Source organism: Georhizobium profundi (assembly GCF_003952725.1).
Classification (GTDB): domain Bacteria; phylum Pseudomonadota; class Alphaproteobacteria; order Rhizobiales; family Rhizobiaceae; genus Georhizobium; species Georhizobium profundi.
Genome location: NZ_CP032509.1, coordinates 2,012,993 through 2,038,481, shown reverse-complemented (window position 1 = coordinate 2,038,481; position 25,489 = coordinate 2,012,993). Strand labels below are relative to the sequence as shown.

The 25,489-nt window shown below is 64.1% G+C and carries 26 protein-coding genes and 3 pseudogenes; 20 read left to right on the top strand and 9 right to left on the bottom strand.

What is annotated here, in order from left to right; genetic code table 11:
• Positions 1–37 precede the first annotated feature (37 nt).
• From D5400_RS09540 to D5400_RS09515, 7 genes and pseudogenes are all read left to right on the top strand, one after another.
• The gene (locus tag D5400_RS09540; RefSeq protein WP_126009799.1) at positions 38–2,494 is read left to right on the top strand and encodes a heavy metal translocating P-type ATPase; all 2,457 of its coding nucleotides are present in this window, start codon (positions 38–40) and stop codon (positions 2,492–2,494) included.
• Between the two features lie 13 nt (positions 2,495–2,507).
• Positions 2,508–3,049: pseudogene (gene petA, locus D5400_RS09535) on the top strand (ubiquinol-cytochrome c reductase iron-sulfur subunit).
• Between the two features lie 23 nt (positions 3,050–3,072).
• Positions 3,073–3,498 (top strand): Cu(I)-responsive transcriptional regulator, encoded by a 426-nt coding sequence (gene cueR, locus D5400_RS09530; protein ID WP_126009798.1) that lies wholly within the window; start codon positions 3,073–3,075, stop codon positions 3,496–3,498.
• A gap of 22 nt (positions 3,499–3,520) precedes the next feature.
• On the top strand, positions 3,521–3,970 hold the full coding sequence (locus tag D5400_RS09525; RefSeq protein WP_126009797.1) for a DUF411 domain-containing protein: 450 nt from the start codon (positions 3,521–3,523) through the stop codon (positions 3,968–3,970).
• A 221-nt stretch (positions 3,971–4,191) separates the two neighbouring features.
• A complete protein-coding gene (locus D5400_RS09520; protein WP_245451497.1) occupies positions 4,192–5,448 on the top strand; it encodes a multicopper oxidase family protein in 1,257 nt (418 codons plus the stop codon).
• Between the two features lie 14 nt (positions 5,449–5,462).
• Positions 5,463–5,603 (top strand): hypothetical protein, encoded by a 141-nt coding sequence (locus D5400_RS21105; RefSeq protein WP_164527841.1) that lies wholly within the window; start codon positions 5,463–5,465, stop codon positions 5,601–5,603.
• Entirely contained in the window at positions 5,600–6,016 is a 417-nt protein-coding gene (locus D5400_RS09515) for a c-type cytochrome (RefSeq protein ID WP_245451496.1), read from the top strand. The genes D5400_RS21105 and D5400_RS09515 overlap by 4 nt, the downstream gene beginning before the upstream one ends.
• Here D5400_RS09515 and D5400_RS21845 read toward each other — a convergent pair.
• The 4 genes and pseudogenes from D5400_RS21845 to D5400_RS09495 all read right to left on the bottom strand — a co-directional run bounded on the left by D5400_RS21845 (position 5,996) and on the right by D5400_RS09495 (position 8,387).
• On the bottom strand, positions 5,996–6,367 hold the full coding sequence (locus tag D5400_RS21845) for a phosphatase PAP2 family protein (RefSeq protein ID WP_164527840.1): 372 nt from the start codon (positions 6,365–6,367) through the stop codon (positions 5,996–5,998). The genes D5400_RS09515 and D5400_RS21845 overlap by 21 nt on opposite strands.
• Before the next feature lie 507 nt (positions 6,368–6,874).
• A pseudogene (locus D5400_RS21535) lies at positions 6,875–7,146 on the bottom strand (four-helix bundle copper-binding protein).
• Between the two features lie 84 nt (positions 7,147–7,230).
• Entirely contained in the window at positions 7,231–7,716 is a 486-nt protein-coding gene (gene copM / locus D5400_RS09500) for a CopM family metallochaperone (protein WP_126009796.1), read from the bottom strand.
• Positions 7,717–8,195: 479 nt separating this feature from the next.
• A complete protein-coding gene (locus D5400_RS09495; protein WP_126009795.1) occupies positions 8,196–8,387 on the bottom strand; it encodes a heavy-metal-associated domain-containing protein in 192 nt (63 codons plus the stop codon).
• 160 nt (positions 8,388–8,547) lie between these two features.
• On the opposite strand from D5400_RS09495, the gene D5400_RS09490 reads away from it, so the two are divergent.
• Both D5400_RS09490 and D5400_RS21785 read left to right on the top strand, forming a co-directional pair.
• Positions 8,548–11,052: a heavy metal translocating P-type ATPase gene (locus tag D5400_RS09490; RefSeq protein WP_126009794.1), complete on the top strand. Its 2,505-nt coding sequence runs from the start codon at positions 8,548–8,550 to the stop codon at positions 11,050–11,052.
• The gene (locus D5400_RS21785; RefSeq protein WP_126009793.1) at positions 11,049–11,426 is read left to right on the top strand and encodes a chemotaxis protein CheB; all 378 of its coding nucleotides are present in this window, start codon (positions 11,049–11,051) and stop codon (positions 11,424–11,426) included. The genes D5400_RS09490 and D5400_RS21785 overlap by 4 nt, the downstream gene beginning before the upstream one ends.
• Here D5400_RS21785 and D5400_RS21525 read toward each other — a convergent pair.
• The 5 genes and pseudogenes from D5400_RS21525 to D5400_RS09460 form a co-directional block, all read right to left on the bottom strand.
• The gene (locus D5400_RS21525) at positions 11,324–11,593 is read right to left on the bottom strand and encodes a hypothetical protein (RefSeq protein WP_126009792.1); all 270 of its coding nucleotides are present in this window, start codon (positions 11,591–11,593) and stop codon (positions 11,324–11,326) included. The genes D5400_RS21785 and D5400_RS21525 overlap by 103 nt on opposite strands.
• A pseudogene (locus D5400_RS09475) lies at positions 11,587–12,360 on the bottom strand (DDE-type integrase/transposase/recombinase); the annotation flags it as partial. The gene D5400_RS21525 and the pseudogene D5400_RS09475, both read right to left, overlap by 7 nt.
• A 228-nt stretch (positions 12,361–12,588) precedes the next feature.
• On the bottom strand, positions 12,589–13,275 hold the full coding sequence (locus tag D5400_RS09470; RefSeq protein WP_126009790.1) for a DUF3047 domain-containing protein: 687 nt from the start codon (positions 13,273–13,275) through the stop codon (positions 12,589–12,591).
• Positions 13,276–13,334: 59 nt separating this feature from the next.
• Complete coding sequence (locus D5400_RS09465) at positions 13,335–14,108, bottom strand: SDR family NAD(P)-dependent oxidoreductase (RefSeq protein WP_126009789.1); 774 nt, start codon at positions 14,106–14,108, stop codon at positions 13,335–13,337.
• Positions 14,105–14,824, bottom strand: coding sequence for an SDR family NAD(P)-dependent oxidoreductase (locus tag D5400_RS09460; protein ID WP_164527838.1), 720 nt, complete (start codon positions 14,822–14,824; stop codon positions 14,105–14,107). The genes D5400_RS09465 and D5400_RS09460 overlap by 4 nt, the downstream gene beginning before the upstream one ends.
• Before the next feature lie 674 nt (positions 14,825–15,498).
• Between D5400_RS09460 and trbB the strand changes: the two genes are divergently transcribed.
• From trbB to D5400_RS09405, 11 genes are all read left to right on the top strand, one after another.
• Positions 15,499–16,473, top strand: coding sequence for a P-type conjugative transfer ATPase TrbB (gene trbB / locus D5400_RS09455; RefSeq protein WP_126009787.1), 975 nt, complete (start codon positions 15,499–15,501; stop codon positions 16,471–16,473).
• A 78-nt stretch (positions 16,474–16,551) separates the two neighbouring features.
• Positions 16,552–16,806, top strand: coding sequence for a TrbC/VirB2 family type IV secretion system protein (locus tag D5400_RS09450; protein WP_425364921.1), 255 nt, complete (start codon positions 16,552–16,554; stop codon positions 16,804–16,806).
• 14 nt (positions 16,807–16,820) lie between these two features.
• On the top strand, positions 16,821–17,081 hold the full coding sequence (locus tag D5400_RS09445) for a VirB3 family type IV secretion system protein (protein WP_425364907.1): 261 nt from the start codon (positions 16,821–16,823) through the stop codon (positions 17,079–17,081).
• Between the two features lie 10 nt (positions 17,082–17,091).
• A complete protein-coding gene (gene trbE, locus D5400_RS09440; protein ID WP_126009784.1) occupies positions 17,092–19,599 on the top strand; it encodes a conjugal transfer protein TrbE in 2,508 nt (835 codons plus the stop codon).
• Entirely contained in the window at positions 19,596–20,366 is a 771-nt protein-coding gene (gene trbJ, locus D5400_RS09435) for a P-type conjugative transfer protein TrbJ (protein ID WP_126009783.1), read from the top strand. The genes trbE and trbJ overlap by 4 nt, the downstream gene beginning before the upstream one ends.
• A gap of 23 nt (positions 20,367–20,389) precedes the next feature.
• Positions 20,390–20,656 carry a putative entry exclusion protein TrbK-alt gene (gene trbK-alt / locus D5400_RS09430; protein ID WP_126009782.1) on the top strand — a complete coding sequence of 89 codons (267 nt, stop codon included), beginning with the start codon at positions 20,390–20,392 and terminating at the stop codon, positions 20,654–20,656.
• Between the two features lie 2 nt (positions 20,657–20,658).
• Entirely contained in the window at positions 20,659–22,011 is a 1,353-nt protein-coding gene (trbL, locus tag D5400_RS09425; protein WP_126009781.1) for a P-type conjugative transfer protein TrbL, read from the top strand.
• Complete coding sequence (gene trbF, locus D5400_RS09420; protein WP_126009780.1) at positions 22,008–22,697, top strand: conjugal transfer protein TrbF; 690 nt, start codon at positions 22,008–22,010, stop codon at positions 22,695–22,697. The genes trbL and trbF overlap by 4 nt, the downstream gene beginning before the upstream one ends.
• On the top strand, positions 22,694–23,728 hold the full coding sequence (gene trbG, locus D5400_RS09415; protein WP_126009779.1) for a P-type conjugative transfer protein TrbG: 1,035 nt from the start codon (positions 22,694–22,696) through the stop codon (positions 23,726–23,728). Before trbF ends, trbG begins: the two co-directional genes overlap by 4 nt.
• Entirely contained in the window at positions 23,725–24,909 is a 1,185-nt protein-coding gene (locus D5400_RS09410) for a TraB/TrbI/VirB10 family type IV secretion system protein (protein ID WP_126009778.1), read from the top strand. Before trbG ends, D5400_RS09410 begins: the two co-directional genes overlap by 4 nt.
• Positions 24,906–25,184, top strand: coding sequence for a DUF2274 domain-containing protein (locus tag D5400_RS09405; protein WP_126009777.1), 279 nt, complete (start codon positions 24,906–24,908; stop codon positions 25,182–25,184). Before D5400_RS09410 ends, D5400_RS09405 begins: the two co-directional genes overlap by 4 nt.
• The last annotated feature ends 305 nt before the right edge of the window (positions 25,185–25,489 follow it).

The window sequence follows — 25,489 nt, the reverse complement described above, 5'->3', positions numbered from 1 at the left end:
GAACCTGCAGAACGGGTTGGCCGATAGGAGAACGCCGATGGAAAAGCCGGTTTCAGAACAAGTCCCTCTCGTTCACCGAGACCCTGTCTGTGGAATGCGTACAGATAAATTTTCCGATGCGCGATCGGTATTGTACGACGAACACACATACTGTTTCTGCAGTGACCTTTGCCAAACGAAATTCTCCGACGATCCGCAGGCGTATCTCACGGCCGAGGATCCGGTCTGCGGCATGATCATTGAGCGCGCCGCATCGCCGTACGTGGTCAATCGTGACAGCTTGCAGCACTTCTTCTGCTCAAAGACCTGTCACGACAAATTCCAAGCCAATCCGGCGCATTACTTGCAAAGCGGGAAGGCCGCACCGATGCCGGAAGGTACGCAGTACACCTGCCCTATGCACCCGGAGATCGTCCGGGACGCGCCAGGCTCCTGCCCCATCTGCGGCATGGCGTTGGAACCCATGGGCGTGCCGACCGGCGACGAGGGTCCCAATCCGGAACTTGTCGACTTCACGCGCCGGTTCTGGGTCAGCGCCGCCCTTTCGGTCCCGCTAATTGCGATCACCATGGGACCGATGGTTGGACTGCCGTTTCGCGACTGGATGGGCCACCAAACGGCCATCTGGATCGAGTTCTTCCTAGCCACGCCCGTTGTGCTGTGGGCCGCCCTGCCATTCTTCGCCCGGGCCCGGCAATCTTTCGTCAACCGCAGCCCGAATATGTGGACGCTGATCGGTCTCGGCGTCGGCGCCGCCTATCTGTATAGCGTGGTTGCGACTTTTTTCCCCGGCGCCTTCCCAGCGTCCTTTCGCATGCACGGTGGCCAGGTGCCAGTCTACTACGAGGCAGCCGCGGTCATCATCACCTTGGTCTTCCTCGGGCAGGTGCTGGAATTGCGCGCCCGTGAGCGCACCGGCTCGGCGATCAGGGCGTTGCTCGACCTCGCGCCGAAGACAGCGCTCCGGATCAGGGACGACGGCGACGAGGAGGAGGTGCCGCTCGACGCCGTCGTCGGCGGCGACAGGCTGCGGATCCGGCCGGGCGACAGCGTGCCCGTCGACGGCAAGGTGGTCGAAGGCCGCTCCTCAGTCGACGAGTCGATGATCTCTGGCGAGCCGGTGCCCGTCGAGAAGGTCGCAGGCGACCCACTGACCGGCGGCACGCTGAACAAGAACGGCACGTTGGTGATGGATGCCGAACGCGTCGGTTCCGAAACCATGTTGTCGCGCATCGTCGAGATGGTGGCGAAGGCACAGCGCTCGCGCGCGCCGATCCAGGGCCTCGCTGACCGGGTGTCGTTTTACTTCGTTCCCACCGTCGTCGTGATCGCAGTCATCGCCTTCATCGTTTGGGCGGTTGCTGGCCCGTCGCCGAGCATGATCTTCGCGTTTGTCTCAGCTGTCTCGGTCCTCATTATCGCCTGTCCCTGCGCGCTTGGCCTTGCGACGCCGATGTCAATCATGACGGCGACAGGCCGCGGCGCGCAAGCGGGCGTGCTGATCAAGGATGCAGAAGCGTTGGAGCGGTTCGCCAAGGTGGACACGCTGATCGTCGACAAGACCGGAACCCTAACCGAGGGCCGACCGAACCTGACCGACCTGGTGACCGCGCAAGGCATTTCTGAGGACGACCTGCTGCGGCTGGCCGCAGGCCTGGAACGCGGTTCGGAGCATCCGCTCGCTGAAGCGATCGTTGCCGGAGCAAAGGAGCGCGGCGTGCTGATCCCGGCCGCAAGCGACTTCGAGGCGGTGACGGGGAAGGGTGTGAAGGGCCTAGTCGAGGGCCGGACGGTCGCACTCGGCAATGCCGCGATGATGGACGACCTGTCGATCGATCGGTCGCCGCTTGCCGCCGACGCCGACCGCCTTGCGTCGGAGGGCAAGACGCCGATGTTCGTCGCAGCTGACGGCCGGCTTGCCGGCATCGTCGCCGTCGCCGATCCGGTCAAGGAAACGACGGCTGCGGCGATCAGGGCGCTGCACGACAGTGGCCTCAGGATCATCATGGCGACGGGCGACAACGAGCGGACCGCAGCAGCCGTCGCGGCGACACTCGGCATCGACGACGTGCGGGCCGGAATCCTCCCCGAAGGCAAGAAGTATCTCGTCGACGAACTCCGCCGCAACGGCGCGCAAGTCGCGATGGCCGGCGACGGGGTCAATGATGCGCCGGCGCTCGCTGCCGCCGATGTCGGGATAGCGATGGGAACGGGCGCCGACGTGGCCGTCGAGAGCGCGGGCATCACGCTGGTCAAGGGCGATCTGACAGGCATTGTTCGGGCGCGACACCTCTCCCGCGCCACGATCCGTAACATCAAGCAGAATCTGTTCTTCGCGTTCGTGTATAATGCGCTCGGCGTACCGGTTGCGGCCGGCGTTCTCTACCCGGTCTTCGGCGTGCTCCTATCGCCAATGATTGCCGCCGCCGCAATGAGCTTGTCTTCGGTCTCCGTCATCGCCAACGCGCTGCGGTTGAGGACGGTGAAGCTTTAAGGGGAGCCTTGAGATGACGACAACTTCCATGTCACTTCCAATCGAACCGACGCGGCGGGACTTTCTTTACCTCGCCACCGCCATGACGGGGGCGTTGGAACGGCCGTGACGATCTGGCCGTTCATCGACCAGATGCGGCCCTCCGCCGATGTGCTTGCCGTCAGTTCGGTTGACATTGATCTCGCTGGGATCGAGCCGGGTCAGCGCGTTACCTTTCAGTGGCGCGGCCGGCCGATCTTCGTGGACTATCGCACGCCCGAGGCCATTCAGGAGGCGCGTTCTGTTCCGATGGAAGACCTTAAGGATCCAGAACGTGATGAAGCCCGCACGCTGGACCCTCAATGGCTGGTCGTCATCGGGGTCTGCACCCATCTCGGATGCGTCCCACTCGGGCAAGCGGACGGAAGCGCACGCGGCGATTGGGGCGGCTGGTTCTGTCCCTGCCATGGATCCCATTACGACACTTCGGGACGGGTCCGCGCCGGGCCTGCTCCTCTGAACTTGACGGTCCCGCCATACAAATTCGACACTGAAACCATGATCACGATCGGGTGATCGAATCCAGGGGAAGGAATAATATGAATATTGGACATGCATCCAATCAATCGGGTCTGCCCCCCAAGACGATCCGATACTACGAGGAAATCGGATTGGTCATTCCAGACCGCGAGCCCAACGGATACCGCGACTACAGCGATAATCACGTTCATGTTCTGCGATTCGTGCAACGGGCTCGTGCACTTGGCTTTTCGATAGAGGAATGCCGGGTGTTGCTTGAACTTTATGGTGACAAGAGCAGGGCAAGTGCGGATGTGAAAGCTATTGTCTCGGCAAAGTTGGGAGAAATCGACGAAAAACTCCGGACGCTCGGCGAACTCCGCGCGACACTGGAAACATTGGTGCGGCACTGCCACGGCGACGACCGGCCCGAATGCCCCATCATCGAAGACCTCGCCCAACAAGGCTTTGTCCAGGAGCAGTCGAAAAGACGCTCTGCCGCTTAAACAACCGACGAAGGAGACCGAAATGAAGATCCGTATAGCATTCTTGGCAGCCACTCTATCCATCCTCGTGCTTGCACCGACGCACGCCGCCGAGGGCAGCATGACCGTCTTCAAGAACCCCTGGTGCGGTTGCTGCCACGAATGGGCCGAGGCAATGACGGCAGCCGGCTACACGGTGCAGACCCGCGATCTCGAAGATCTGTCGCAGGTGAAGGCCGACGCCGGCGTGCCCGCAGCCATGGAAGGATGCCACACTGCGACAATCGAGGGCTATTTCCTGGAAGGCCACGTTCCGCTCGAAGCGGTCGAGCGTCTTTTGACCGAACGGCCCGACATTACCGGCCTTGCCGTTCCCGGAATGCCGGCCGGATCGCTCGGCATGGGCGAGCATCCGGATGCCGACTACGACGTTTACGCCGTCTCCGACGACGCGGACGCCGAGCCGACGATCTTCATGAGCGTCGGGGAGTGATCGACTTGCCTCAAGTCGGACCGAAGAAGCGACCACACCTGCTGACGCGCCGGTCGCTTCTGTCCGGGGCATCCGCTGCGGCCGCGGGACTTATGCTGCCGCGGCCTGCTACAAGCGCCCCGGCCGGAGCAACGAGGACATTCCGGCTGAAGGTCGCGCCGGGACGCAGTAGGCTAATTTCTGCGCCTTACGGCGAGACGGAGACATGGAGCTATAACGGCATGGTACCCGGCCCGGAGATCCGGGTTGGCCAGGGCGATCGCCTGCGGATCGTCGTCGACAACGGGCTGCCCGAAGAGACCACCGTCCACTGGCACGGTCTGCGCATTCCCAACGCCATGGACGGCGTTCCGCATCTGAACCAGCCGCCGATCCGGCCCGGCGAGCGCTTCGTCTACGAGTTCGAGGTGCCGGACGCCGGCACGTTCTGGTATCATCCCCATACGCGCAGCAACGTTCAGGTGGAGCGCGGCCTTTCCGGCGCACTGGTCGTAGAGGAGCCCGAGCCGATCCGCGTCGATCGGGAATTGGTTTGGGTGATCGACGATTGGCGCCTGGACCGGTCGGCGGCGATCAGCGCCGATTTCGACAATCCCCACGACATGAGCCACGCCGGAAGGCTGGGTAACACCGTCACGGTGAATGGTCGCGTTCCGGAGGATATCGCCGTTCGCGCCGGGGAGCGGGTGCGCGTTCGCATCGTCAACGCCGCGAACGCGCGCATCCTCGGCCTTGAGTTCGGCGGGCATGAACCGTGGGTCGTCGCTCTCGACGGGCAGCCGACTGCGCCGCATCGTCCGGCGGACGACACCGTTGTCATCGGGCCGGCAGGGCGAGCCGACGTCGTACTCGACATGACCGGGGCGCGCGGCACGCGTGCTGTCGTCGTGGATCGATTCTACCCGGACTTTGCCTATGAACTGATGGGCTTCGTCTACGACGATACGCCGTTGCGGACGAACTCACCCGACTGGCCGATGGAGCTTGCCGCCAATCCCGTGCCCGAGCCCGACTTGGCATCCGCCATCCGCCATGAGGTGATCCTTAACGGCGGCATGATGGGCGCGATGGTCATGGCCGAGATGGGCGGCAGTATGGGCGAACAATCCGCGGGCGGCATGATGGGAATGATGGAGATGATGCGCGGCCGCGGCATCTGGTTCATCAACGGCAAGGCCTCGACCGGCCATGTCATGGACCCGATGCTCATATTCGAGCGCAATCGCTCCCACGTCGTCGAGATGACGAACGCCACTGCATTCCACCATCCGATGCACCTGCACGGCCATTCATTTCGGGTGGTTTCCCGGAATGGCGTCGCAGCCCCGATCCCGGAGTGGCGCGACACGGTATTGATGGCCCCGCGCGAAAAGATCGAAATCGCCTTTGTCGCGGACAATCCGGGGGACTGGATGTTCCATTGCCATGTCCTGGAGCACCAGGCCGCAGGCATGATGGGAGTGGTCCGGGTGGCCTGAAGAGGATTGAATTCATGATGGATGGATCAAACGGAATGATGGAAGGCATGGGCGGGATGATGTGGGGCATGGGCATCTTGTGGCTTCTCGTCATCGTCATCCTGGTTCTGGCGGCCGTCGCCCTCGGCAAGTACATTTTCGGCGGGCGCCGGTGAAGCTGGCTTTCATGGCGGGCGTTGCGTTCCTGGTCGCAGCTGCCCTATACCTTCTATCGGGCGGCTTCTCTTCCAAATCGGAAACGCTGGCGCTCGGCCAGGAAGTCTATGCCGCCGATTGCGCCGCGTGCCACGGAGCCGACCTGGAGGGCCAGGCGACCTGGCAGACGCCTGGCGAGAACGGCCGGTTGCCCGCCCCGCCCCACGATGCCTCCGGCCACACATGGCACCATTCCGACGAGTTGCTGTTCCTCATCGTCAAGGAGGGTACCGCCGCCGTTGTCGGAAACGGATACGAGAGCGACATGCCGGCCTTCGGAGCCACCCTTTCCGATCGCGACATCCACGCAGTACTGGAGTTCATCAAAAGCCGGTGGCCGGAGGACGAGCGTCTATACCAAGAGGACATGTAGTCCTCTGTGAAAGGCGGTAGTCGGCTTGGACGAGCGTTTCATGGACTCCGACGGAAAATGTAGCCGGACACGACCTGCATCGACCAGGAGGATCCATATCAGCCCGAGCGACCAGCCGGCGAGCACGTCGCTCGGCCAGTGGGCTCCGAGATAGACCCTGCTCACGCCGACGACCAGCGAAATGCTGCAGGCCGTGGCAACGAGATACGATCGAAGATGAAGGCGCTTGCATCGGCGCGCCGCCAGAAGTGTCGCCGCACCGAAGCGAAGTGTGGCGAGCAGAGCATGGCCGCTCGGAAAGCTCGTGTAGAGAAGCTCGGACGAGTCTGGCGCATGGTGTGGCCGCAGCAAGTCGGTGACGGCCGTCGCGGTGTAGCCGACGGCAGCCCGCCGGCGATCGAAGCGACGGTGTGAACAGTGTCGATCCAACGGCCGGACAACGCGAAAAACAGGGTCATGGCAGCCGCGAAGACAAATACGGTTTCAGGACTACCGAGCGCCGCGAAGCTTGAGGCCACCGACACGAACGCCCCTCGAACGCAGGCGATCCAGACGGGTCGGCAAGCCCCCGGAGCAGTAGCCGATCCACAGCATGCCAGTCGGCCAGGAACAGGTAGCTGCTGGTTTCAAGGACAACCAGCGTCGCAGCCATTGGCCACCAGCGTGCCCACGATATCTTTGCACAGAGTCGTGCGTTCGGTTCGATTGCAGGAGGCGGAGATATCGAATTGCTCGTCTCAGATACGGTTTGATGGACCGTCATCGCCCAAGGATAAGCCGGGCGAGCTAACCATGACTTTTAAGGCAGGGAGCCGCCAACGGCAGCTCCTCTTTTCGCACTCAATTGAAGGGGACCGGCTATGCCGCCACCTTCAAACAGGATTCCGCGCACCGCCGGCAAGTCGCCACGCAATCCTCCATCCCACCAATGCGTTCGCAGCCTTCGGCGCATTCGGTGCAGATCTCCGCGCATTCGTGGCAGACGTGCCGATGGTGCTCACTGCTGATGAGCATGAAGTGCGCAGATGTCCTGCAAATTTCGGAGCAGGCAGCCATCTGCCGAAAGTGCTTTGATTCCGTGAGAGGCAAGTCTTGTAGCAGTCCAGACAAGCATTGATGCAGCCCTTCATTTCGGCGCTCATGAGATGGGTAATTTTGGTTCTCCGGTTATGAGATTACCGGGCCGCGCCGATGACAGCGCGGCCTGGCTCAAGTCAGTCGGCGTTGTCGGCCAACCATTGCGTCATCTCTTCGATCTCCCGCTTCTGGTCGTTGATGATCTTCTCGGCGAGTGCCTGCATCGTTTCGTCTTCGCCGAATTCCAACTGCACCTCGGCCATGTCGATCGCTCCTCGATGGTGAGCGATCATACCGCAAGCAAAGGCGATATCCGGGTCCTCATTCATCATGCCCTGATGCATAGCAGGCATAGTTTCCATCATCCGCTCCATGTTGGCGCGCTGGGCTTCGGTCATGGATTCCATTTCCATACCCATACCCATACCCATACCCGGCGTTTCACCACCGGCCGACGAGTCGTCGCTCCCCGACATGCCGGCATCGCTGCCGTTTTCCATCGCCATGCTAGACGTGCACTGCGCGGGGAGCTGGAATCCGCTCTCCCCGTCCTGCGCCACCGCAAGGCCTGCTGTTGCGGTGAAGAGGGCGGCAGAGCAAATGAATGTCTTGATAATCTTCATGGTATTTCTCCTGGATCGGTTAGATTAAAATTCGGGCTGTCTACGTGGCCTTCGGAGGCGGATCGATGCCGGAGGCTTCAATGGATATCAGCGGCAACGAGGCCGACATCGGGGGAACCCCCTGGAAGGGCGCGGGGCCGTCTTGACAGACAGTCACCAAGAAAAGAACAAGGCAATGAGCCGTTTGGCAGCAGTTCCGATCGTTCGCGCCCCAATGCTCCGCGCCGCTTAGATGGTCGACGGCATGCACCTGCGAGTCGCCGTGTTCAGAAGCGAAACCAAGAGGTCGGTCCGGCAGCAATGTCGCCAGCAACGCCACAGCGAAAACCAGAACGAAGAACGACAATTTCGAGGAGATCGACAATTTCGGTCCGTGCTTCATGGTGACACAACAACTTGGAACACCCATTGAAGTTCCGGACCGAATTTTTCGTTAAGCGGACTGCCACCGCGGGTGGCGCAGCGGCAGTGGCTCGCGACTATTTGGAGGCGGGATACCCCGCTTCCTCGAGTACCGCGATCAAGGCATCGCGCGGTTGCGAAGACTCGACCGTAACGGTCCGCCGTACAGGGTCTGCATCGACCTTTGCCTGGCCGTCCACTGACTGGATTGCCTTCGTTACGCTGTTGGCACAACCGCCGCAGGTCATGTTCTCGATATGAAATTGCATGATCGAATTTCCTTTCTCTTGTTATTCGAAGCCCCGGTTGTCCCGCTTCCAGCCACAGGAAGGTCAAGCGAAAAATAATCCACGCGGGTTCTTGACCTTCCCGTTACTGGAAAGGCGACCTTTCGCATCCACAGAATTTGAATGAAAAGGACGACCTCCCATGAATGCTCCTCTAAGAGACATCCAACCGACGGTCGCAACGCTCACCTTGTCGATTGAAGGCATGAGTTGCGCTTCATGCGTCGGGCGCGTCGAAAAGGCACTGTTGGCCGTGCCTGGCGTCGCCGCGGCCGCGGTGAACCTGGCGACGGAGAAAGCCGAGATACGTCTCGATCGTCCGGTCGACCGTCACTCCCTTATCGGCGCCTTAGAAAAAGTAGGCTACTCGGTGCCCAACGCTTCTGTCGAGCTGGCGATTCAAGGCATGACCTGCGCATCCTGCGTCGGCCGCGTCGAACGGAAGCTCGCTACGGTTCCGGGCGTCACGTCCGCAGCGGTCAACCTCGCGACCGAACGCGCCGTCGTTCGCGGGACCGCCGACCCAGCGGCCCTCGTCTCGGCCGTGTCGGACGCCGGCTACGAAGCAGAGGTCGTTGGCGACGGGCTGTCGGTCGCCGGCGACGCGCAGATCCGCAAAGATGCCGAACTAACCGCACTCAAGCGGGACTTGATCATCGCGGCTGTCTTAACGCTCCCCGTCTTCGCGCTCGAAATGGGTTCGCACTTGGTGCCGGCAATACACAATTATGTCATGGGCACCATCGGCATGGACCGCGCTTGGTACGCGCAGTTCGCGCTGACGTCGCTCGTGCTTTTCGGACCCGGCTTGCGGTTCTACAATAAGGGTCTACCAGCGCTATTCCGCGCCGCGCCGGATATGAATTCGCTCGTCGCCGTCGGCACGGCAGCAGCCTACGGCTACTCACTGGTCGCAACTTTCGCTCCCAGTCTGCTGCCAGCGGGGACTGTGAACGTCTATTACGAAGCCGCTGCGGTCATCGTAACCCTCATACTATTAGGACGGTTTCTCGAGGCGCGCGCGAAAGGCCGCACGTCGGAAGCGATCAAACGCTTGGTCGGCCTTCAGGCGAAGACCGCGCGCGTGCGCCGCGGCGAACGCGTGCTCGAGCTTGACGTCTCCGAAGTAGTGCCCGGCGACATCGTGGAAGTCCGCCCGGGCGAGCGGGTGCCCGTCGATGGCAAAGTTACGGACGGCCAAAGCTATTTGGATGAGTCGATGATCACCGGAGAACCCATGCCGGTTTCCAAATCCGCCGGCAGCGAAGTCGTCGGCGGCACGGTGAACCAGATTGGCGCGCTGTCGATTAAGGCGACTGCCGTTGGAGGCGGGACAGTGCTCGCCCAGATCATCCGGATGGTCCAGGAAGCGCAAGGCTCCAAACTTCCCATACAGGCGATGGTCGACAAGGTGACGCTGTGGTTCGTACCGGCCGTCATGGCTGTCGCAGCCTCCACGTTCGGTGTCTGGTACATTTTCGGCCCGGACCCTGCGCTGACTTTCGCGCTCGTCAACGCGGTCGCCGTCCTGATCATCGCGTGCCCTTGCGCCATGGGCCTCGCCACGCCTACTTCAATTATGGTTGGCACAGGCCGAGGGGCCGAGCTGGGTGTGCTTTTCCGGAGGGGCGAGGCGCTCCAGATCCTGCGGGAAGCACGCGTCGTCGCGCTCGATAAGACCGGCACTCTGACCGAGGGCAGGCCTTCTCTGACTGACTTCGCGACCGTTGATGGTTTTGACCGGGATGTGGTGCTGGCAACCATTGCGGCCGTCGAAGCCAAGTCGGAACACCCCATCGCGAGGGCGATCGTCGACGCCGCCGAGACGGCCTCGCTTTCTCTTCCGCAAGTCTCGCAGTTCGAGGCCGTAACGGGCCTCGGAGTCACCTCCATGGTGGAAGGGAAGCGCGTTGACATCGGTGCAGACAGGTACATGGCTAAGCTCGGCCTCCCGACCGACCGGTTTCGGCAGGACGCCGGCGGAATGGCGGATGAAGGTAAGTCTCCCATCTACGCGGCGATCGACGGGCGGATCGCGGCCGTTCTAGCGGTCGCCGACCCGGTCAAATCCAGCACTCCCGCGGCGATTGATGCTTTGCACCGGCTCGGCCTCAAGGTCGCAATGATCACCGGAGACAATCGCCGGACGGCAGAGGCCATCGCCCGCCGCCTCGGTATTGACGAGGTCATCGCCGAAGTCCTCCCCCACGGCAAGGTCGACGCAGTACGTCGCCTGAAGACGGAACACGGGAGGCTGGCCTTCGTCGGCGACGGGATCAACGACGCCCCGGCGCTCGCCGAAGCGGATGTCGGCCTAGCGATCGGAACCGGTACGGACGTTGCGATCGAGGCTGCCGACGTGGTCCTGATGTCCGGCAGTCTCCAGGGCGTGCCTAACGCGATAGCGCTGTCGAAGGCGACGATCGGCAATATCCGGCAGAACCTGTTCTGGGCCTTCGCCTATAACATCGCCCTGATCCCGGTGGCGGCAGGCGCGCTCTTTCCGATTAATGGTATGCTGCTATCGCCCGTTTTCGCCGCTGGAGCAATGGCGTTATCTAGCGTTTTTGTTCTCGGCAACGCGCTTCGGCTTAAGGGCTTTCAGCCGCCGATGCCTTTCGCAGTGTCAATCTCGCCGAACGGATGACTGCGCCCAGAAGCCGCCGAATGACAATGAGGGTCGCCACGGGGGCAACTGCGCCGCGTCGACAAGGTGCTATGGTCGCGCTGTGCATCCGTTGGATGGCAGCCTCAAAGGACAACCGAAATATGTCTAGGAGCATGTCCGACCAGGCTGCGTCGCCGTCACAAGCGGCTAGCCAGGCGTCGGTCCCCATGAATGGATCGGGCCCAACCAACATTCGGGTGGTCGCAATTGGCGCGTCGGCGGGCGGGCTGGAGGCATGTCGAGGTCTTCTTCATGCACTTCCGCCAATGCCAGACACGGCCTGCTTGCTCGTCCAGCATCTCGATCCTTGGCATGAAAGTCTGTTAGCGGACTTGCTCAGAGCACGCTCGTAAGGAATGCGGCGGACACCCGCCAGGCCGGCCTTCCGGAATTCATTGGCGATGCCTTCGATCGCGCCGGTCGTCGTTGCACCCGCCGGTCCACCGTGCGGTGGGATATACTTGATGCCGCCATCCGCCGGCGAATTATGAGACGGTGTTGTGATGACGCCGTCGGCCATGCCGCCCGTGCGGCCTCGATCCAGTCGGGCAGCAAGGCCATGATGGTATCGGCGTCTGGGAGGATGGCGGTCGAGGCGTAGTCCCTTTTCAGTGTTTTGACGAAGGCCTCGGACATGCCGTTACTCTGCGGACTTCGAACCGGGGTGAAGAGCAGATTGATGCCGAGGGCAGCGGCGACCTGCGCGGTCTGCCTGGCAATATAGGCGCTGCCATTGTCCGAGAGCCATTCCAGTCGGCGCGGGACCTTAAGGGTCTTGAAGCGGCGTTCGACCGCCGCGATCATCAAGTCACAGACCATTTCACCGGAGATGCCGGCATTGGCCACGGCTGACCAGGCGATGATCTCCCGGTCGCAGGCATCGATGTCGAACGCAATGCGGACCACCTCGCCATTACGGGAACAGATCTCCAGATGATCTGAGCACCAGCGGATGTTGGAGCTCAGCGCAAGGACGACGCCGTCGTGGGCGCGGGTAGGCCGCAGAGCCGTCTGCTTTGGGAGTGTCAACCCGTTTTGCTGCATGACACTGAGCACGCGCTTGGCGTTGACCGTGGGCAGGCCATCCCGTCGCCTCTGCCGGTTCAGCAATGCCGTCACCCGGCGATATCCATAGGTTGGCCGCTGGTCTATGATCGGCCGCAGTTCCGCCGGAAGAACGATGTCGTCGAGCTTGTGATAAGACCCTCTTGGCTTAGACGGTTTGTTGGTGCGTTCGACCCGGAGACGCCGAGCGTTCTGGCCGATCGCGCTCATTGGGAACCGCCCTGGGAAGAGCAAGTCCCCCCGAGGCTTAATTCCACTCCATGCCCGATCGAATGTTAGACCGCAACGCATGTCCAAGGCGCAATGAAAGCAAGCGCCTCTCTCCCTTTATTCTTGGCTGCGATCACAGCATTGAACGCTGCCAATTTGGTGATTGAAGCCCGTTTGACGATCGTCAGATCGCGGTCCGGGCTGCTTAAGTCACTGAGCGGCCGCAAAGCCGTCAGACGGCTAGCTCACCGTCAAGTCAGAAATCAACGCTTCAACGCGAGCCGGGGTGTTTTCGCTGTTCGAGGAGATGGCCACGGCGACAAGACGTTCGAGTGGTTGACCGAAGACTCTGGGAAAGTCTGCCGCAAGATCGATGTCTTCCATAAAGCGGCCCGTCCCTGCCGGGCGCGTGATCAGGTTGCGAAGACGACCGGGCGCATGAGGGCTCGGCACGACGGTGCCGGGCGCCGTGTTTCCGCCCCAGGTATACATGAGAATCCGGGCCGACCGGTTGGTCATGAGGCTGCGGATGTTGGTTCCTGGACGGACACGTTCGGCACCAGCGGGGTCGAGGCTGACAAAGAACATCCCGAGATTGCGATCGTCCGCGCCTATCGTGGACAGGTCCGATGGCGGTACCGAGCTGTCGACCTGCCATGTCCAGCTTGCCCTTTGCGCTCCATGAAGCGAAGGCTCGAGCATGCGGTAGAAGATCGAAGAACTGCCGTCGGCAACGACGCGCAGTTCGCCGTTGCCCGGTGTGAACTGATTGGGCTCCAGACGGCGGAAGGTCAGATGTTCCCAGGATCCGTCAAACGGCACTTCGGCCGCATGGGCTGCGCCGATTCCGCAAAGCAATGTTCCGGCGGTTGCAACGGCGCCAAGGCCAAAGGCTCGACGTGTCATGTGAAGCGGGTTCGAAGTCATCAATGGCTCCTTGATCGAATGTCGCGATGGTTACAGTTGCGTCGGCCGTAAGCACTGCGTCATAGCGACGGATCGCTCGGCGCCAGTGCGCGCGCTTGCAGCTTTTCGAAGATCACCCGCCGCATGATGTTGCCCGCCAATCCGGGCAGCAGCCGGCCCAACAGCGAGGCGCTGCCGGCCGCCATTCCGGGCACGATCATGAAGCGCGACCGGCTTCGCCAGATGGCGTCGGCGACAAGGGCGGGAGAGACCCTCGATCCGCGGTTGTCCAGCGCCGGCGAGTGCTCCGTCGCATGGTCGGTGTCCATCGGTCCGGGAGCGATCACCTGAACCCGGATGCCCAGTGACCGGCGCAAGGGCCGGCGCAGGCTGCGCGCAAAGACGGTGAGGCCGTCCTTGGTGCCGGCGTAGGTACTGGCGCCGGGGTAGGAGACGAAATGGCAGAGCGAGCCGACGAAAACGAGTCGGCCACCGCGCGCGATCCTGTCGGCCTTAATCAAGGCCGTGGTGAGCAGCATGGGTGCGGTGAGGTTGACGGCGACGACCCTTGCCTGCTGTGCGACCGAAAGCGTTTCGAATGCCCCAGTTGCATTGATACCCGCGTTGATGATGACGACATCAAACGGGTCTGAGGCTTCCAGTCGGTCGACCGCCGCTTTGAGGTCGGCTGCCTCAGCCAGATCGGCGCGAATGACCGCGACGCTCTCCGGCAATTGCGCCAGACCGTCGGCGTCCACATCCAGGACGGTAATTCGGGCTCCGTCGTTCAGCGCAGCGCGCAGGCAGGCATGACCCAGGCCCTTCACCCCGCCTGTGATGAGGACGTGCATCATCGTACCGCTCGCAAAAGCAATCGCGGCAGATACCGGCCGTAGGAAAGCGTCTGGCGATACCCCCGGTTACCTTCAAGCCCGTCGATAATCATCTCCGCAACGGCGTTCGGTGGCAGCATCAGCTTCGATAGCCAGTCTGCTGGACGCCCGGCGCGTTCGGCCATGCCCGTGCTTGTGGGACCGGGGTGCAACACGCGGACGGCGACACGGTCCTGCCATTCCAGTGCAAGCGCCCGCCCGAACCCATCGAGTGCCGCCTTCGTCGCCGCATAGACCGGCATGGCCGCCGCACCCTTGTGTGCGACTGAGCCTACCAGGCCCAGGCGCCCCTGGCGTGCGGCAAGCTTTGCGTAGAGCGCGTGCGCAAGCCGGATCTGTGCAGTGAGGTTGATGGATACGATGTGCTCGACATCGCGCGCGTTTTCTTCTGCAAGGCTGCGATAAAATCCTGCGCCGGCGCAGAGCAGCGCTCGATCGACGCCGTCGACGTGCTGGTCGATGAAGCGCTTTAGCGACGCAGTCTCCGTCAGATCGAGCTTGTGATAGGCAATGTCGGGATAGTCGGCCGGCAAGGACGCGTGCGGTCTGCGGCCCGTCGCGATGACGTCATGGCCCTCCGCCGTGACGCATCTCACGATGGCCAGTCCGATACCGGAACTTGCACCGGTCACCAGATAGGTCTTCGAAAGCCGCTTGGTGGCCCGCCGTTTCTGCACGCAACGTTCCTTCGTTCCAATCCAACATCGGAAGGAACACGGGTGCGCGATCGGGTAAACACCAGCCGGCTGATCTCACGCGGAATTGAGAGACGGTGAGGACGACAGTGGCAGTGTCGATAGAGGCTATCTGCCGTTCTCTTTAGCGCTACAAGCGACCATGCCCAAAGCATTTTGACGCCGAACACTCCGCTTACCGATGGCTCCGGAGCGGATTCAACCTATCGCCTATGACAATTAGAGTGACCGCCACTTTCGCTGCTGGTCCTTTCCATCACCCATGACTGTCCTGCGTCAGCACCGACGATTGACGCGGCTGCTTCGAAGCCAGATCAAGGTGCGCGACCAGACAGCCCAATGGCTTTGCCGCAAACCTTAGCCAAGCGGGGATTCACTCAAAAACTGTGTGTCACCATCTGACCGCGACGCAACCGTTGAGACGCACCGCGCGCTGTCGCGTGACGACATACCTGGAGAGATCCACATCTGCGAACCGCCTCTGTTGTCACCGGTCCGCCACACGGACCACAATCCCCGATTACGTCTTTCACTCGCTTGCCCACGCCACCGCCATTCTACGATCGATTCACTGTTGCCAAGCGGCATTTTCCGGTTCTCTTAATCGTCCCCACCGCGCTTACGGCAGGCGCGAGCTTGTTATCGACGGGGACAGGATGGCAAACTTCAAACGGGACAGCGAGGCGACGTCACGCGGAGCGCGAATGTTGCGCACCGCGATGGGAGCGGCCATCGCCGGCTTCCTCGCAGACCGCCGCGTTGTCGAAATCATGCTCAATCCGGACGGCCGCCTGTGGGTGGATTGTCTCGCCGAGGGGCTGGCCGATACCGGCGAGCGGCTGTCGCCGACCGACGGCGAGCGCATTATTCGTCTAGTGGCGCATCATGTTGGTGCCGAAGTGCATCCGCTTCGCCCGCGCGTGTCGGCCGAGTTACCCGAGACCGGCGAGCGCTTCGAGGGCCTTCTGCCCCCTGTTGTGCCCTCGCCCACCTTCGCTATCCGCAAGCCCGCCGTGGCAATATTCAGCCTTGGCGATTATGTCGCCGCAGGCGTCATGGACGCCGGTCAGGCCGAAACGTTGCGCCTCGCCGTCGCCACTCGGCGCAACATCCTCGTGGCAGGCGGCACCTCAACCGGCAAGACGACGCTCACAAACGCGCTCCTCGCTGAGATGGCGAAGACGGCCGACCGTGTCGTCATGATCGAAGACACCCGCGAACTTCAGTGCAGCGCGCCGAACCTCGTCGCCATGCGGACCAAGGACGGCGTGGCGACGCTCTCCGATCTCGTGCGGTCCTCGCTGCGTCTGCGGCCCGACCGCATCCCGATCGGCGAGGTGCGCGGGGCCGAGGCCCTCGACCTCCTCAAAGCCTGGGGCACGGGCCACCCCGGCGGCGTCGGCACCATCCATGCCGGCTCGGCCATCGGCGCGCTGCGGCGCATGGAGCAGCTCATCCAGGAGGCCGTCGTCACCGTCCCGCGCGCGCTGATCGCCGAAACCATCGACCTCATCGCCGTGCTCTCCGGCCGGGGTGCCGCGCGCCGCCTTACCGAGCTTTCCGCCGTCGAGGGCCTCGGCCCCGACGGCGACTACCGCCTCAGGCTCGCAACCACCAGGAACGAGGACTGACCAGCCATGCCCGCACGACCTATCCGTTTCGACCGCCACGTCCTGACCGTCGGCGCAGTCGCCTTTGCGACGCTCGCGATGACGTCCGCCACCCATGCCGCCGGCTCCTCCATGCCATGGGAAGCGCCGCTGCAATCCATCCTCGAATCCATCGAAGGGCCGGTGGCCAAGATCATCGCAGTCATCATCATCACCGGCCTGACGCTCGCCTTCGGCGACACGTCGGGCGGCTTTCGGCGCCTGATCCAGATCGTCTTCGGCCTGTCGATCGCCTTCGCCGCGTCTAGCTTCTTTCTCTCCTTCTTCTCGTTCGGCGGCGGGGCGCTCGTATGATGGGAGAACCGCTTATGGAAGAGGTCCGCGGCTTCTTCGCGCCGGTCCATCGCTCGCTGACGGAGCCGATCCTGCTCGGCGGCGCGCCGCGCGCCGTCGCCATCGCCAACGGCACCATCGCCGCTGCCATCGCGCTCGGCCTGCGGCTCTGGATCGCCGGCCTCGTCATCTGGGCGATCGGGCATTTCGCCGCCGTCTGGGCGGCGCGGCGCGACGCGCTGTTCATGGACGTGACGCGCCGGCACCTGCGCTACCCGTCCTTCTTCCGCGCGTGAGGGGATCGTCATGCTGAACCTCGCCGAATACCGCAACGGCTCCGTCCGCCTCGCCGACTACCTGCCCTGGGCCGCCCTCGTCGCGCGGGGCGTCGTTCTGAACAAGGACGGTTCGTTTCAGCGCACGGCGCGCTTCCGTGGTCCCGATCTCGACAGCGCCACGCCGGCCGAACTGGTCGGCGCCACCGCGCGGCTCAACAAAGCGCTGCGCCGGCTCGGCTCCGGCTGGGCCATCTTCGTGGAGGCGCAGCGCGTCCAGGCCACGCAGTATCCCGACAGCCGCTTTCCCGACGAGGCTTCCGCGCTGATCGACATCGAACGGCGCGAGCAGTTCGAGGCCGAGGGCGTGCATTTCGAGAGTCGCTACTTCCTGACCTTCCTGTGGATGCCGCCGGCCGAGGAAGCGAGCCGCGCCGAGAGCTGGCTCTACGAGGGCAAGGCGCAGAGCGGCATCAATCCGTGGGAAATGCTCGCCGGTTTCGTCGATCGCACCAGCCGCATCCTCCAACTCGTCGAGGGTTTAGTGCCGGAAGTCGGCTGGCTCGATGACGGCGAGACGCTGACCTATCTCCATTCGACGGTCTCGACGCGCCGCCAGCGCGTGCGCGTGCCCGAGACGCCGATGTATCTCGACGCGATCCTGATCGACGAGCCGCTGACCGGCGGGCTCGAACCTCGTCTGGGCGAGCACCACCTTCGCACGCTCACCGTCACCGGATTCCCCACTGCGACCTTCCCCGGCATCCTCGACGAGCTGAACCGGCTCGCCTTTCCCTATCGCTGGTCCACCCGCGCGATCCTGCTCGACAAGACCGACGCGACGCGGGTGTTGACCCGGATCAGGCGGCAATGGTTCGCCAAGCGCAAGTCGGTCGCGGCCATCGTCAAGGAGGTGATGACCAACGAGGCGTCGACCCTGCTCGACAGCGACGCGGCCAACAAGGCGGCCGACGCCGACATGGCCCTGCAGGAACTCGGCAGCGACGATGTGGGCGAAGCCTTCGTCACCGCCACCGTCACCGTCTGGGACCGCGACCCGGCGCTGGCTGCCGAGAAGCTACGCCTCGTCGAGAAGATCGTCCAGGCCCGCGACTTCACCGCGATCCTCGAGACAGTCAATGCGGTCGAAGCGTGGTTCGGCTCCCTGCCCGGCCACGTCTACGCCAATGTCCGGCAGCCGCCGGTCTCCACCCTCAACCTTGCCCATATGGTCCCCCTCTCAGCCGTATGGGCGGGGCCGGAACGCGACGAGCATTTCGATGCACCCCCGCTGCTTTACGGCCGGACCGAAGGCTCGACACCGTTCCGGCTTTCTCTTCATGTCGGCGACGTCGGCCACACCCTCGTCGTCGGCCCGACCGGCGCCGGCAAGTCGGTGCTGCTGGCGCTTCTGGCGCTCCAGTTCCGCCGCTACGAGAACGCGCAGGTCTTCGCCTTCGACTTCGGCGGTTCGATCCGCGTCGCGGCGCTCGCCATGGGCGGCGACTGGCACGATCTCGGCGGCGGGATGACCGAGGGCGCCGACGCCTCCGTCTCGCTCCAGCCGCTCGCCCGCATCCATGATTCCGGCGAGCGCGCCTGGGCGGCCGAGTGGCTCGCCGCGGTCCTGGCGCGCGAGAGCGTCCAGATCACGCCCGCCGTCAAGGAGCATCTCTGGTCGGCGCTCACCTCGCTCGCGTCGGCGCCGATCGAGGAGCGCACGCTGACCGGGCTGTCCGTGCTCCTGCAATCGAATGATCTCAAGCAGGCGTTGCAGCCCTATTGCGTCGGCGGTCCCTACGGCCGCCTGCTCGACGCCGAGAGCGAGAATCTCGGCACGGCGTCGGTCGTCGCCTTCGAGACGGAGGGGTTGATCGAGAGCGGAGCGGCCCCGGCGACGCTCGCCTATCTCTTCCACCGCATCGCCGGACGCCTCGACGGCCGGCCCACCCTCATCATCGTGGACGAAGGATGGCTGGCGCTGGGCGACCCGGCTTTCTCAAGGCAGATCGCCGAATGGCTCGTCACGCTGCGAAAGAAAAACGCCAGCGTCGTCTTCGCAACGCAGTCCCTCGCGCAGCTCGAAAAGAGCACGATCACGGCCGAGATTGTCGATAGCTGCCACACGCGGCTTCTGCTTCCGAACGATCGGGCCATCGAGCCGCAAATCCTCTCGATCTATCGCCGCTTCGGCCTCAACGACCGCCAGATCGAAATCCTCGCCCGCGCGACACCGAAGCGCGACTACTATTGCCAGTCCCGGCGGGGCAACCGCCTCTTCGAGCTGGGCCTCGGCGAAGTGGCGCTGGCGCTCTGCGCGGCGTCTTCGAAAGAGCACCACGCCCGTATCGAGCGCGTGCTCGCCGCCGCCGGCCGCGAGCACTTTCTCGAAGGCTGGCTCAGGGCGTGTGGCATCGGCTGGGCAGCCGACCTCATCCCCGACCTTCCCAATGTCGCGCCGCAGGACACGGGTCAGGAGCCGACCGCGCCGCGTGAAGCCGTGTCGCCCATCCAGCCCGAAGAGGAAAATGATCAATGACCCGTACGCAGCCCCACCCCCGCCGCCGGCTTGCCGCCGCAACTGTCGTCGCGCTGGCGCTCACGCCCATGATGGCCACGTCCGCTCTTGCGCAGTTCGGGTTCGGCCGGATCGTCTTCGATCCCTCCAACTACGCCGAGAACGTACTGACGGCTGCGCGCTCGCTGGAGCAGATCAACAATCAAATCCAGTCGCTCCAGAACGAAGCGCAGATGCTCATTAACCAGGCGCGGAACCTGACGAGCCTGCCTCATTCCTCGCTCCAGCAGCTCCAGCAGTCCGTCGCTCGCACGCAGCAGCTTCTCGGCGAAGCGCAGCGCATCGCCTTCGACGTGCAGCAGGTCGACCAGATGTTCCAGCAGCAATACGCCAACATCGACCTCTCCGCGACTGACCGGCAGCTTGTCGACCAGGCCCGCGAACGATGGGGAAACACCGTGGGCGGACTTCAGGACGCCATGCGCGTTCAGGCGGGCGTTGTCGGCAATATCGACGGCCAGCGCACCGAGATGACCGCGCTCGTCGGCCAGAGCCAGAACGCGGTCGGCGCGCTCCAGGCGACGCAGGCCGGCAACCAGCTCCTCGCGCTTCAGTCGCAGCAGATCTCCGACCTCACAGCCATGCTCGCCGCCAATAGCCGGGCCGAGGCGCTGGTCGACGCCGAGCGCGCGGCCGCCACTGAGCAAGGGCGCATTCAGCGCCAGCGCTTCCTCGCGCCAGGCGCCGGCTATCAACCCGGCAATGCCCGGATGTTCGGCACCGACTGACAGGCGACGGGAGGAACAGGTCTATGGATGGAAAGATGCTTGCCCGCCTGCTCGCAGTCATTTTCATAGCCTTTGCCGTCACGGCGGCGGCGATTGACATGGCGCGCAAGAACGAGCCTCAACCTCCCCGTCCGATCTCGACGACCAACCCGGTTGCGCCCGTCAATCCGCTTCGCCAAACGCTGGAGCGCTGCCAGAAGATGGGTGACGCCTCCGGTGAAGACGCGGACTGTCTCGCCGCCTGGGATGAGAACCGTCGCCGCTTTCTTGGTCAAGACGGGGATCGTTGAGCATGGGCGACACCGGCGTCATCGACCGCTTCCTCGAAGTCTTCACCTCCTATATCGATTCCGGCTTCGGCTTGCTCGGCGGCGAGGTGGCGTTCATCGCGACGACGCTCATTGTCATCGACGTGACGCTTGCGGCGCTGTTCTGGGCCTGGGTCGCCGATGACGACATCATCGCGCGGCTTGTGAAGAAGACCCTGTTCATCGGCGTATTCGCCTACCTCATCTCGAACTGGACCATGCTCGCCGGGATCGTTTTCGAAAGCTTTGCCGGCCTCGGCCTCATGGCGTCCGGCACAAGCTTTACCGCCGACGATCTGATGCGCCCCGGTCGCGTCGCGCAGACCGGGCTCGACGCCGGCAGGCCGCTTTTGGACTCGATCAGCGATCTTATGGGCTGGGTCGCCTTCTTCGAGAACTTCATCCAGATCGCGTGCCTGTTCTTCGCCTGGGCGCTGGTGATCCTCGCATTCTTCATTCTGGCCGTGCAGCTTTTCGTCACCCTGATCGAGTTCAAACTGACGGTGCTCGCCGGATTCGTCCTAATTCCCTTCGGTCTCTTCGGCAAGACAGCCTTCATGGCGGAGCGGGTACTCGGCAACGTCGTTTCGTCGGGCATCAAGGTTTTGGTTCTCGCCGTCATTATCGGCATCGGCTCGACACTGTTCGGAGAATTCACCGGCGGCTTCGGCGGCGAGCAGCCGACCATCGACGAAGCGATGGCGATCGTCCTCGCGGCACTCTCCCTTCTCGGCCTCGGCATCTTCGGCCCCGGAATCGCAAACGGCATCGTCTCGGGCGGCCCGCAGCTCGGCGCGGGTGCGGCCGTAGGCACCGGCCTTGCCGTCGCCGGCGCAGGCGTTGCTGCCGGCGGCGGCGCCATGCTCGCCGCGCGCGGGGGAGCCGCTGCGCTCTCCGGCGGCGCGGCTGCGGTGCGTGGTGGAGCTTCCGTCGCGGGTGGTGCCTCCTCCGCGTATTCTTTGGCGTCTGTCGCAAAGACTGGCGCTGCCGGCGTCGCCTCCGGTCTCGGCGGGATCGCGCGCGCGGGCGGTTCCGCCGCCATCGCTCCCACCAAGCGCGCGATGTCCCGCGCCGCCGAAAGCATCCGCTCCTCCTATGCCGCCGGCGGCCGCGCGGCGGCTGCCACCACCGGCGGCTCGTCCTCCATGGGAACCATCGACAGCGCGGCCGCATCGTCCCCCTCCGAGACGCCGGGCGGGCCGCCTGCCTGGGCGCAACGGATGCGCCGCAGCCAAGCCATGAGTCACGGCGTCACCGCCGCCGCCCATGCCGTGCGCTCCGGCGACGGCCATGGCGGCGGCTCCTCCATCAGCCTTTCCGAGAGTGACCGCACATGAACATCTTCAAGCGACCCACAACCCGCTACGGCAAGACGCCTGAACCGGAGACTCCGTATCGCCGCGCCAAGCAGATTTGGGACGACCGCATCGGCTCCGCCCGCGTCCAGGCCCGCAACTGGCGGTTCATGGCTTTTGGCTGCCTGATGCTTTCCGCCGGCCTCGCTTCGGCCCTCGTTTGGCAATCGGCGCGCGGGACCGTCGTGCCCTGGGTGGTTGAAGTCGATGGTCGCGGCGAGGCCCGCGCCGTCGAGCCGGCCGTCGCAGACTATCGTCCGACCGATCCGCAGATCGCCTTCCACCTCGCCCGCTTCATCGAGCAGGTCAGGGGCCTCCCCGTCGATCCGATCGTCGTGCGGCAGAACTGGCTGCGCGCCTACGAGTTCACGACCGATCGAGGTGCCGTCGCCCTCAACGACTATGCGCGAGGCAGTGACCCGTTCGCGCGCGTCGGCCGGCAGCAGGTCAGCGTCGAGGTCTCGTCCGTGATCCGGGCGTCACCGAATTCCTTCCGCGTCGCCTGGACCGAGCGCCACTTCGAGAGCGGCCAGCTCGCTGGCACTGAGCGATGGACCGCCATCCTGACGGTGGCGATCCAACCGCCAAGAGACGCCGAGCGTCTGAGAAGCAATCCGCTCGGCGTCTATGTCAACGCTATCAACTGGTCTCGGGAGCTGGGGCAATGAACCGATCGACCGCCGTGCCGGCCGCGCAACCGGCCTTTCGAACCACCGCGCTGATGGCATCGCTTCTGGCCGCGACCGTGCTCGCCGGCTGCGCAACCGCGCATAAGCCCCCGCAGATCAGCTATGACGCCGACGTGCCGCCGCTTCCCGTCGTGGCCGCCGTCGTCACCGACGAGACCCCGAGGCCGGTCCATGTGCCGCCGGGCTGGACGCCGGCGCGCGGCGGGGCGGCGGCCGGCACGCCAACGGCGCGAATCGAGAACGCCAACGCCGCCGCGCGCGTCGAGCCGAGGCGCGACGGTTACTTCAACGCCATCCAGGTCTATCCCTGGAGTGCGGGCGCGCTCTATCAGGTCTACGCTTCGCCGGGACAGATCACGACCATCGCGCTGGAGCCCGGCGAGAGCCTGACCGGCGCCGGCCCGATCGCCGCCGGCGACACGACGCGCTGGATCATCGGCGACACGGAGAGCGGGTCCGGCGTTTCCCGCCGCGTGCACGTGTTGGTCAAGCCGACACGCCCCGACATCATCACCAACCTCGTCATCACCACCGACCGGCGCATCTATATGATTGAGTTGCGGGCTGACGATGGCCCCTACATGCCGTCGATTGCCTGGGCTTATCCTCCGCCGCCCGTCGCGCAGCGCCAGACAGAGCCGATCGCCCCGGTCATCCCGGCCGTCGCTGCGCGGAACTACCGCTACGGCCTCAACGGCGATACGCCGCCATGGCGGCCGGTCTCGGTCTATGACGACGGCCGCCGGGTCTACGTCGAGTTCCCCAGAGGCATCGTCCAGGGCGAGATGCCCCCCATCTTCGTCGTCGGGCCGGAAGGTGAACCCGAGATCGTCAACAGCCGGATCCACGACACGATCCTGATCGTCGACCGCCTGTTCGCCGCCGCCGAACTTCGGCTCGGCAGCGGCGACCGCCAGCAGATTGTGCGAATCGTCAGGACGGACGGGGTGAGAAGCGGTCCCCGGCAAACAACGAACGCCCGTAGCGAAAGCGGAGGGCAGGAGCCATGAGCGTCAACGAGACCAAAAAGGGCGAAGGCGTGGGGGCGATGTCCGAGACGGCGGCGACCATGCGGCTGCGCGCCGAAGCACCAACCGTCACCCGCATCTCGCGCAAGGTGCTGGCGAGCCTCGGCGTCGTCGCTGGCTTCGCGATCGGCGGCGCGCTCATCTACGCGCTCCAGACCAGAGAGCGGGCAGCCGACCAGGAGGAGTTGTTCACCACCGACCGCCGCCAGACGGCCGATGGCTTGCAGGGCCTTCCCAGCGACTATACCGGCGTCCCGCAGCCCGATGTTCCGCAACTGGGCCCGCCGCTGCCGGGCGACCTCGGCGGCCCGATCGTGCGTGCCCGTGAGGAGGGTCGCCCCATTCCGGCCGAAACCATGCCCATGCCGCAGGCGGACCCCGAGGAGCAGCGCCGACTCGCCGAGATGGAGGCGGCGCGCACCAGCCAGCTCTTCTTCCAGACCCGATCGGATACGGGTTCGGGACTGCCGTCTATCCAACAGGCACCCACCGCATCACTGTCCGGCCTGGGTGGCACGCAGGACCGGCATCTCGCCTTCCTCAACGCCGAAGTGGACCGGCGCACCATCGCGCCCGATCGTGTCGCAGCCCCGGCCTCGCCCTATGTGCTTCAAGCGGGATCGGTCATCCCGGCAGCGCTCATCACCGGCATCCGTTCCGACCTTCCCGGCCAGATTACCGCCCAGGTGACGCAGCACATCTATGACAGCCCAACCGGCAGTCTGCTCCTGGTCCCGCAGGGGACGCGCCTCATCGGCCAATACGATGCGGGCGTCACCATCGGACAGCGCCGTGTGTTGCTCGTCTGGAACCGGCTGATCTTTCCAAACGGTCGCTCGATCGTTCTCGAGCGTCAGCCGGGCGCCGACACCGCCGGCCATGCCGGCCTCGAGGATGGCGTCGACTATCACTGGTGGGACCTAGCGAAGGCGGCCGGACTTTCGACCCTGCTCGCCGCAGCCACCGAGCTGACCATGAGCGACGAGGACCGCCTCATCCAGGCGATCCGCAGCGGTGCGGGCGACACCATCAACGACGCCGGTCAGCAGATCATCCAGCGCCAGTTGCAGGTCGCGCCGACGCTCACGATCCGCCACGGATTCCCGGTGCGCGTGATCGTCACCCGCGACCTCGTGCTCGAACCTTACGGAGCCGCAAGATGACCGACCTGAAGCTCGGACCCCTGCCGAAGGTCCGCTACGTTCGCAAGACCGTGCTCCTGCCCGAGCCGCTCGCCGAGGAACTCGACGAATACGCTGCCGAGCACAGCCGTCTCCATGAGCCTGTCGAGGCCGCCGTCCTGATCCCGCACATGCTGAAGGATTTCCTGCGCACAGATCGCGGCTGGAGGGCGCATAGGACCAAGCGCGGGAGGACCACTCCACAGCGCCAAGATCTGCCGGCCGGCACATCTTGCCAGAGAGATCCGGAACACTGAATCACCGACGGCCTGCTTCCTCTGTTAACGACCAAGGGTCGTACTGACGCCTGTCTGCGCCGCTCCGCGGCAGACCGAAGCTGGACCATCGTCCGATCCTACCGGCGCGTTAGCGCGTTTATCCGCATGCGAGACAAAAAGAGAGCGCCGAGTTTTCCTCGGCGAGCCAGCCGACAGAGGACCGATTTTGATCATGATGACGGCCAGGGACGCCTCTCTCCATGCCGTTTCGACCGGCCCCACAGAATGTCGCCGGTATCGCGTCTGAGACTGTTCAGCCCGACAGCTCAAAAATTGATGTCGGC